1 protein-coding gene is annotated in these 1,223 nt (G+C 37.6%); it reads left to right on the top strand.

Features of this window, described 5'->3' with window-relative positions:
* Nucleotides 1-444: 444 nt before the first annotated feature.
* Nucleotides 445-1,223: transposase (locus FKZ59_RS14355; RefSeq protein ID WP_246045923.1), on the top strand; the 779-nt coding region annotated here is incomplete at its 3' end.

Raw genomic sequence — 1,223 nt, 5'->3', positions numbered from 1 at the left:
CCAGCAGTTCGATAGTTGGACTGAGAGGAGACCAGGAAAGATGAGCCATCGTCATACACTCCTTTTCTTTTTATTATATCAGTGTAGTTAATAGAAAGTCACTTCCCCAAATTAGCGTAAGAACCATAAAAGTGCAGAGCTTTGCAAAGGAAAAATGCAGGCTCTATAATATTTGCTGTTGGTGGATACAACCAGCACCATTTTTTTACACAAAAAACGAGACATGTGACAAACTCTGGTAAAATGTAATCGAACAAAACCTCATTTTCCAAAGGAGTTGTGTCACATGTCTCACCATCATTCTATACGAAACCTACTCAATATAAAAGACAAAAATATCACATTTGATGAAAATTTTTGTTCTACCGAAACGATCAAAAAAGCTACTATCAACCAAATGTTCACTACCTTCCAAAGCATTTGTGTTTTGATGAGTTTAAATCAGTGAAATCCGCAGCTGGAGCGATGTCCTTTATTTTCTGCGACTCTGAAACGGGGGAGATTGTGGATATCGTGGAGGACCGGAGATTACATGTCCTCAAAGAGTATTTCTTACGGTATTCCAAGAAGGCGAGAGATGCGGTAAAAACGATTGTCATCGATATGTACAGCCCTTATATTTCCTTAATCCAAGAAGTTTTCCCTAAAGCGGAAATCGTACTCGACAAATTCCATATCCTCCAACTATTTAGCAGAGCTTTAAACAAAACGCGCATCAACGTCATGAATCGGGATAAAAAGAATTACAATAAATTGAAAACATACTGGAAGCTCCTTCTGAAAGATCAAACAAAACTTGATTATAAGAACTATAAATATCATCGTTGCTTTAAAAAGCATATGTGTGAGGTGGAGATTCTCCACTATCTCATTGATTTAGATTCTGAATTAAAAGCGTCCTATGAGTTATATCAATACGTGCAACATTGCATAAAAATCAAAGACTTTGAGCTCCTAAAGAAAACATTAGAGAATAAACAAAATATCGTTTCCAGCTATATGAAAACCGCCATCAAGACAATCAACAAATACATCAATTACGTGGAGAATACGTTGAAATATGATTATAACAACGGTATTTTAGAAGGGATTAATAACCCGAGTTCGACAGTCACTAGGCAAACAAAATGCCTCTCGCCCCTTGATACAAAAGGGATCGGAGGCATTTGGGCACACTTCGGGCGTGTATCTAGGTGCGAGGGTGGATGCCTAGAATCTTTGGA

The organism is Ureibacillus terrenus (assembly GCF_006569205.1).
Classification (GTDB): Bacteria; Bacillota; Bacilli; order Bacillales_A; family Planococcaceae; genus Ureibacillus; species Ureibacillus terrenus.
The sequence above is the reverse complement of the archived record's forward strand: the minus strand, read 5'-3'. Positions and strand labels throughout refer to the sequence as shown.